This window comes from uncultured Nostoc sp. (assembly GCF_964247315.1).
Classification (GTDB): Bacteria; Cyanobacteriota; Cyanobacteriia; order Cyanobacteriales; family Nostocaceae; genus Nostoc.
The window spans coordinates 43071-50489 of the sequence record NZ_CAXTTT010000056.1 but is presented as its reverse complement, the minus strand read 5'-3'; the positions used below and the strand labels follow the sequence as shown (position 1 = coordinate 50489).

The window sequence follows — 7419 nt, the reverse complement described above, 5'->3', positions numbered from 1 at the left end:
GCCTGCAACAACTCACTTCCCTGGATTTAAGCCACAATCAAATAACGACGTTGCCAGAAGCGATCGCCCGCCTGCAACAACTCACTTCCCTGTATTTAAGCTTCAACCCCATCGAGAAGCCACCGCCAGAAATTGTTGCACAAGGTATTGAGGCAATTAAAGATTATTTCCGACAACTAGAAGTAGAAGGTAGAGATTATCTGTGTGAAGCAAAGTTAGTAATTATCGGCGAAGCAGGAGCAGGGAAGACAACACTGGCGAACAAAATTGAAGACCAAAATTATCAACTTCGAGAGGAAGACACTACAAAGGGAATTAAGGTCATCGAGTGGGGTTTCCCAATGGAAAACGGGCGAGAATTTCGAGTCAACATTTGGGACTTTGGGGGGCAAGAGATTTACCATGAGACTCACCAGTTTTTCCTCACCAAGCGTTCCCTCTACGTTTTAGTGGCAGATAATCGCAAGGAAGACACGGATTTTTATTACTGGTTGAATGTAGTAGAACTGTTGAGTGATAACAGTCCGTTGCTAATCATCAAAAAGGAGAAGCAAAACCGCCACCGCGAAATTAATGAACTCCAGTTACGGGGTCAGTTTACTAACTTGAAAGAGACTCTATCAACAAACCTTGCTACTAACAGAGGTTTAGAACTAGTTTTAGAAAAAATCAAGCATTACGTTAAAAGCCTGCCCCATATTGGCAGTCCCCTTCCAAAAACCTGGGTTAGAGTCCGGGAAGCTTTGGAGAGTGACGCACGCAATTACATTAGCTTGGATGAATACCTGAGCATCTGCGAACAAAATGGGTTCACCCAAAGAAATGACAAGTTGCAGTTGAGTGGTTATCTGCACGATTTAGGAGTATGCTTGCACTTCCAAGAAGACCCACTTTTGAACAAGACTGTCATCCTCAAACCCAAGTGGGGAACTGATGCAGTCTACAAAGTGCTGGATAATGAAAAAGTGATTCGCAACCTGGGCAGTTTCACCCGGTCTGACTTGGCAAACATCTGGTGTGAAGACGAATACGCCACGATGCATGATGAACTATTGCGCTTGATGATCAACTTCAAACTGTGCTACGAAATTCCTAGAAGCAAAGGAAAATATATTGCCCCACAACTGCTATCTGCTAATCAACCCCCCTATAACTGGGATGAAAGCAACAACCTGATTCTGCGTTACACCTATGAGTTCATGCCCAAGGGGATCATCAGCCAATTCATCGTCGCCATCCATGAGTTGATAAATGAACAACAATGTGTCTGGAAAAGCGGCGTTGTTCTCAGCAAAGACCAGACGAAGGCAGAGGTGATTGAATATTACGGCAAGCGGGAGATTAAAATTCGAGTTTCAGGTCGTCACAAAAGAGATTTGATGACCATAGTCACACATGAACTCGATAAAATTCATGACTCGTACAAGCGACTGAAGTACAACAAGTTAATCCCCTGTAATTGCCACACCTGCAAAGATAGCCAAGAGCCACACTTTTACCAATTTGAAATATTGCGACAGTTTGTAGCCGATAAGCAAGAACGCATTCAATGTCAAAAAAGCTATCAAATGCTTGATGTTTTAGGCTTAATTGATGATGTGATGGACAGAAGGGAGTTACTTCAAGCAGAACAGCAGATGAGTAGCGATTTTCTACCTAATTCCTCTGAGACAAGAAGGGAAAATGTCGTTGTAACAATTAACAATGTAATTCAGCCATCAAAGCAAGAGAATAATTTTATGACAGAACCATCTAAACAGGAAGAAAATTCTCAGTCAGAAGACATAGTTAAACTTCCGTTTGCGTTTAGAAATGGAATGTTCTATTTATTTGTATTTGTAGTTGTATTTTGTCTAATTGCATTTTTTGGTGGTTCGCTACCCTTTCATTATCTAGCTTTAGCAATTATTGGTACAGCAATATTTATCGTCTTAATAGGCGTTCTGCAACTCCGTCAAGATGACCGCCTTTCTGAGAAATCTTTTGTAGATTTGACAAAAATGGTACTAGAACAGTTGCCTCTAATTAGCAATATAATTAAGCAGTTTCAAGGCAACAAATAAGAGTATAGAAAAATCCTATTTGAATTGTGAAAATTGCAAAACCTCTTGCAAAAGCAACACGCAATAGGGGCAATACACTGCGGGAAGCCGCTTCTCTACGAGACGCTTTGCGAATGCGTCTACATGAATTGCCCTTACCTAAAAATCTATTTCAACTCAATAATGCCAAAATTTTAGGGGTGGTTATGAAACCACCCCTTTATTCTCCTAATATTTAGAATTTACTTGCAGACCCCTTAATAGGAAGTTAATTTATTCAGAAATTTTAATCGAACTTTCAACTTGAGAAGTAGCCAATGTTGGTGCAGAGAAAATCCGCGAGTACACACTTGATGGTTGTTGATGAGCAACAACTGGTAGAACTTGACGAGCATGGGCGGCTAATTCTACCGCTTTCACATCATAAGTCTGCGTTGCTAATTTTGGATAAAACCCGATTCCGATGATTGGTAGTAGCAAACAAGCGGTAATAAATATTTCGCGGGGTTTGACATCAGATATTACAGCATCCAAGTGCAACTCTTTATTTTGCTCTCCGTAGAACACTTGACGCAGCATTGACAGTAAATAAATCGGTGTCAAAATCACGCCAACTGCTGACAGCAGCACGACTACAACTTTGAAGCTGGAACTGTAAACATCACTGCTGGCGATACCCAGAAATACCATCAACTCACCCACAAAACCACTCATTCCGGGTAAGGCGAGAGAAGCCATAGAACCAATGGTAAACAGAGCAAAGGTTTTGGGCATTACCTTAGCCATACCGCCCATTTTATCCATCATCAAAGTATGGGTGCGATCGTAAGTCACGCCAGATAGGAAGAACAAGCTAGCAGCAATCAAGCCGTGGGAAACCATCTGTAACACTGCACCACTGATACCCAGCTCTGTGTAAGAGGCAATCCCAATCAGCACAAACCCCATGTGGGCAATTGAAGAGTAAGCCAAGCGGCGTTTGAGATTGGTTTGAGCAAAGGCACAGCAAGCACCGTAGACAATGTTAACCACACCCAAAACTGCTAACACTGGGGCAAAAGTCACATGGGCATTGGGCAACATTTCCACATTAAAGCGGATGAGAGCATAACCACCCATTTTTAACAACACACCAGCCAAAATCATCGAACCGGGTGCTGATGCTTCACCGTGGGCATCAGGTAGCCAAGTGTGTAAAGGGAAAATCGGTAACTTCACACCGAAGGCAATCAAGAAACCTGCATAAACCAACAATTGCAAGGTTTTGGGGTATTCTTTCATTCCTAGAGTTGCCATGTCGAAGGTGACAGTATCTCCAGAGAAGACAAGTGCAAAACCAGCAACCAAGATAAATATTGATGCAGCGGCGGTATAAAGAATGAACTTAGTAGCGGCATAACGGCGGTTTTGTCCTCCCCAGATGGAAATCAGCAGGTAAACCGGCACTAATTCGATTTCCCACATCAGGAAGAATAACAGCAAATCTTGGGCAACAAATACACCAAGCTGGGCGCTGTACATCGCTAACATCAAACCATAAAATAATCGCGGCTTGGTGGTAACTTTCCAAGCCGCGAATATTGCGAGGGTATTTATTAAGCCTGTCAGAAGCAGTAAGGGCATTGATAAACCATCAACCCCCACAGCCCAATGCAAACCTAACTGTGGTATCCAAGGATAGTTTTCTATAAGTTGGAGTCTTGAACTGTGGAAGTCGTACTTATACCAAAAGGCATAAATCATCAGTGCAAAGTCGGCGATCGCAACTCCCAGACTATACCACCGAACAGTTCTACCTTCCTTATCTGAGATTAGGGGGATGGCTAAGGTAGCCACCAAGGGTAAGAGGATTATGGCTGTTAGCCAGGGAAATTCAATAGTATTCATCACTTCTGACAATCAATTTGCGTTATCACTTTTAGTTTCACTATATTAAGTAATCAATACTTTTGTAAACATTCTTTAACTCTAAAATATTAAATTTTTGACAAAGATAAGAACATATACTCATTGAATGTCAAATTTTCAGGATAAATAAGAATAAATACTTATCGAGTTTTGACGATTCCATTCTAAATGTAAACTTTTGCAACGTCAACAAAAAACGGCAGCTAAAGCCACCGTTACAATACAGTTACAATTTTCTGCTTTAGCCGAATTGTCAGTTTATAGACTTTGACAAAAGAGGCGATCGCTTCATTAAGCTGCTTGATTGCTGCTTCTTGATTTATCCCTTGTCCTACCAGTCTATTTTCTAAGCATAAAGCAACCCAATAACCCGCACTCTTTCGCAAAACCGTTGTGTAGAAGTCTATAAATATTTATTAGTGAGACAATAGCTAAAGCAATATTTAATTTTGGCAATTATTCACGATCCAAAACTAGCCACTTCTACAGGACGTTCAACAGCTAATTTTTTCCGGTTAGTTTTAATTTGTTCAATTTTGTGAAGAGTTTCAGCAGTTAAATAACTTTCGCCGCAATGAGTACAGGTTATTACTGGAATGTTTTCTATTACTAGCAGGTCTTTCCCCTTACTGTAAGTTTTAGTAATTCGGCGGACTTTTACACCTTCGCTTCCACAAATATCACATAGCATTTGCCGCTTTCTTGGTATTAGTGTGTGTATACATTAATGCTAATAAGTTTTACAGTGCTTCAAGGAAAAATTCTGTAGATGTCTTTGCGATGAGCAACTCGTTGGCAGATTAATGTTTTGTTTCTTGTTCAAGAGTAATGCCAATCCGATAATCACCAACTCGAATCTTATATTTATCACTATAGCCTTTCAGTTTTTCAAGATATCCTAATTCAAAGGGATTCTCTGACTCCAGTTCTTGAAACACGATAGGTTCTATGCGGCTTTGAATCTCAACTGGTAAAGCAGCAAGTTCTTTCAGAAATCTTTTGGTATATTCAACTTGCCACATTTTCTTATTTTAGTGATTGATAATATTTTAGGGCTTCATCTTTTGATAGTGGTTTTTCTTTCTCTACTTCCTCCATGAGTTTTGCTAAACCATAATTCTCAAGAATTTCTTCAATTTTTTCAAATTCAGCGATAGGAATTTGTACGGCAATAGGTTGTTGATTTTCGTCAAGAACATAATTTTTGTGAACTTCAAGCATTTTAGTAATTCCTATGTGTAAAAATCCATTGGTATTCACCTGTGAAAATTTTAGTGTCAGGTAATTAGATTTTAACAGTTTATCGCGATCGCATGAATTGACCTCTCCCCCAACCCCTCTTTGAAGCGGAGAGGGGAGCCAGATTTCTCCCCCTTCCCTCGTAGGGAAGAGGGTTGGGGGGTTAGGTCTGTGTGCAAAGTGCGAGGATGCGATCGCATTTCATAATCTTGACGAGTTTTCAAGTTTTCAAAAAATCATCCTCAATCAGTTCTTTAAAGAAACTGTGATATCGAGAATTTCCAATATTAATTATTATGAGATTATGTCTACATCTTGTCAGTCCTGTGTATACCAACTCATCTATCGAAATTTCTTGTTCACTGGTTTCAGTAACACCAGCTTCAATAATAAGAAAAAGTGTATTGATCTCCCAGCCTTTAAAACTATGAATGGTAGATAACTTAACATTTCCCGAATTCATCCAAAAATTAAATTTTTTGTTTTCCCTAAGTTTTTTTATGTCACTTTCAGGGTTTTTGCTCTGGCTTTGTAATTTCTCATACATTTCCTTCGTTTCAAATATTGTCTGAGTATTTTCATGTTTATGATTTCTGATTAAATAATCTATTTCTTTGAGTATTTCTAATCGAGGTGATAAAAAGCAGATATCATTAGGATGTTTGTTTAATTGAAATATTAGAGAATAAATATCATCAACTATATTTTTTATATTCGTTAATTTGTCATAATAAAAATATTGAAAATATTCTTCTAGATCGAAAAGACTCCCCTGAGAATTAGCTTGAATGAGTTTATCTACTTCATATTTGTCATTGAAAAAATCTTTTTGAAACTTCAAAGCTATATTTGCTATCTTCGTTGTAAGTCTAAATGATTGTGTTAGCTCATTCCAATCACCACGTATACCTACTGCTTTAAAACCTTTATCTTCATCTAATGGTCTATCATAAATATTTTGCTTGACATCACCAAATACTACATACTCTCCACCTTCATTCCAAAAATATTTTCTTATAATTCGCTGCCATTCTTCCTTATAGTCTTGAAGTTCATCTATTAAAATTACCTGATACTTCTGTATTTTCTCTTTTACATCTTCAAAGATTTTTTCATTAGAATAATATTTGTCTTCAAAATACTCTGATTTATCCTCACCACTCCAGTTCTCAAAATCTCGTGGTAATTTAATTTCTATCCCTAAATTATTAAATTCTGCTGTTAAAAAATTGTGATAGTTAGTTATATAAAAATTATCCCAAGTAAACTCTTCTCTCACATCACTAATTTTATCGTAAATATAGTTTTTAAGAGTTATATTATAAGTCAAAATTAAAACTTTGCTGTTAGTTCTTTTATGAGCATTTACTGCTCTTTGTGCTAATATCTGCGTTTTCCCAGAACCAGCTACTCCTTTAATCTTTCGGCCTCCAAAAGTAACCTCACTCTTAACTAATTTTTTCTGTTGTGGGTTAAACTGAATTGGTATACCTTGTTCCAAAGTATGAAGTGGTGGTTGAAGGTAGCGCCTGAAACTATTATAAATAGTATCATTAAAAAGTGCTGATGGTTTATAAAGCCCTTGTTCACTAAGTATTACTCTAAATTTTTCAATATTAATACAGTCATTCCCAAATACTTTTACATATCTGTTGTCATTATCTGATAAAGAATTTAATAGAAAGTTGTTTAATGTCTCTTGGTTTGCATTATGGAAGTAAACTGCACAAGAAACAATTCCAAAAAAGCTTTGATTGTCTATTTGGTTCTCTAACAAGTTTTCAATGTGTAAATTATATAAATTTTCTTTGTAAGTTTTTACTTGCTCAATAGGAGATTTTATAATTGCACCATTATGCTTTAATCTCCATTTTTTATTACTATCTATGTAGTAGGATTCTAAATCCCAATCTTTCACTTCTATTATCATCACTCGGTAATTCTTTCGCATGATAATAAAATCTGGCTTGTCTCCATTTAAAAATGGCTGATAGTATATTTCATAATTGTTTGGAAGAAGGTTTTTCAAGAACTCTAGTAAATGTTTTTCTCCCTCAGTTGGTTGAACTTTGAGCCGTGTAATATTTTCTTCAGAAGGTAATAGTGTTGACATTTGTTATTCCTTGAAAAAGAGTAAAAAATTGCTTTGTTCATTTAGACTTAAACTCAGATTATTATTCATTTTCAAGCAATGACCTCAGTAGTAATCCCTAAAAATACTATAGAAATT

Annotated in this window: 8 protein-coding genes; 2 read left to right on the top strand and 6 right to left on the bottom strand. The window is 37.4% G+C overall.

The annotated features are described in order from the left end of the window. Together ACFE93_RS17845 and ACFE93_RS17840 are read left to right on the top strand one after the other, a co-directional pair. A partial coding sequence (locus ACFE93_RS17845) for a COR domain-containing protein (RefSeq protein WP_375474716.1) occupies positions 1-2063 on the top strand: 2063 nt, incomplete at its 5' end. 26 nt (positions 2064-2089) lie between these two features. Next, positions 2090-2281: a hypothetical protein gene (locus ACFE93_RS17840; protein WP_375474714.1), complete on the top strand. Its 192-nt coding sequence runs from the start codon at positions 2090-2092 to the stop codon at positions 2279-2281. Between the two features lie 34 nt (positions 2282-2315). Here ACFE93_RS17840 and ACFE93_RS17835 read toward each other — a convergent pair whose 3' ends face one another. From ACFE93_RS17835 to ACFE93_RS17810, 6 genes are all read right to left on the bottom strand, one after another. Further along, on the bottom strand, positions 2316-3929 hold the full coding sequence (locus ACFE93_RS17835; protein ID WP_375474712.1) for an NAD(P)H-quinone oxidoreductase subunit 4: 1614 nt from the start codon (positions 3927-3929) through the stop codon (positions 2316-2318). Positions 3930-4165: 236 nt separating this feature from the next. After that, entirely contained in the window at positions 4166-4336 is a 171-nt protein-coding gene (locus ACFE93_RS17830; RefSeq protein ID WP_375474710.1) for a hypothetical protein, read from the bottom strand. A gap of 74 nt (positions 4337-4410) precedes the next feature. Beyond that, positions 4411-4641, bottom strand: coding sequence for a type II toxin-antitoxin system MqsA family antitoxin (locus ACFE93_RS17825; RefSeq protein WP_375474708.1), 231 nt, complete (start codon positions 4639-4641; stop codon positions 4411-4413). 109 nt (positions 4642-4750) lie between these two features. Next, the gene (locus ACFE93_RS17820; RefSeq protein ID WP_375474706.1) at positions 4751-4972 is read right to left on the bottom strand and encodes a type II toxin-antitoxin system RelE/ParE family toxin; all 222 of its coding nucleotides are present in this window, start codon (positions 4970-4972) and stop codon (positions 4751-4753) included. A 4-nt stretch (positions 4973-4976) separates the two neighbouring features. Continuing rightward, positions 4977-5171 carry a hypothetical protein gene (locus ACFE93_RS17815; RefSeq protein ID WP_375474704.1) on the bottom strand — a complete coding sequence of 65 codons (195 nt, stop codon included), beginning with the start codon at positions 5169-5171 and terminating at the stop codon, positions 4977-4979. A 238-nt stretch (positions 5172-5409) separates the two neighbouring features. After that, entirely contained in the window at positions 5410-7302 is a 1893-nt protein-coding gene (locus ACFE93_RS17810; protein ID WP_375474702.1) for an NERD domain-containing protein, read from the bottom strand. Positions 7303-7419 lie beyond the last annotated feature (117 nt).

Excerpts from the sequence above, each read along its gene's own strand:
- ACFE93_RS17815 (WP_375474704.1), bottom strand. The coding sequence starts at position 5,171 with ATGCTTGAAGTTCACAAAAATTATGTTCTTGACGAAAATCAACAACCT.
- ACFE93_RS17820 (WP_375474706.1), bottom strand. The coding sequence starts at position 4,972 with ATGTGGCAAGTTGAATATACCAAAAGATTTCTGAAAGAACTTGCTGCT.
- ACFE93_RS17825 (WP_375474708.1), bottom strand. The coding sequence starts at position 4,641 with ATGCTATGTGATATTTGTGGAAGCGAAGGTGTAAAAGTCCGCCGAATT.
- ACFE93_RS17835 (WP_375474712.1), bottom strand. The coding sequence starts at position 3,929 with ATGAATACTATTGAATTTCCCTGGCTAACAGCCATAATCCTCTTACCC.
- ACFE93_RS17810 (WP_375474702.1), bottom strand. The coding sequence starts at position 7,302 with ATGTCAACACTATTACCTTCTGAAGAAAATATTACACGGCTCAAAGTT.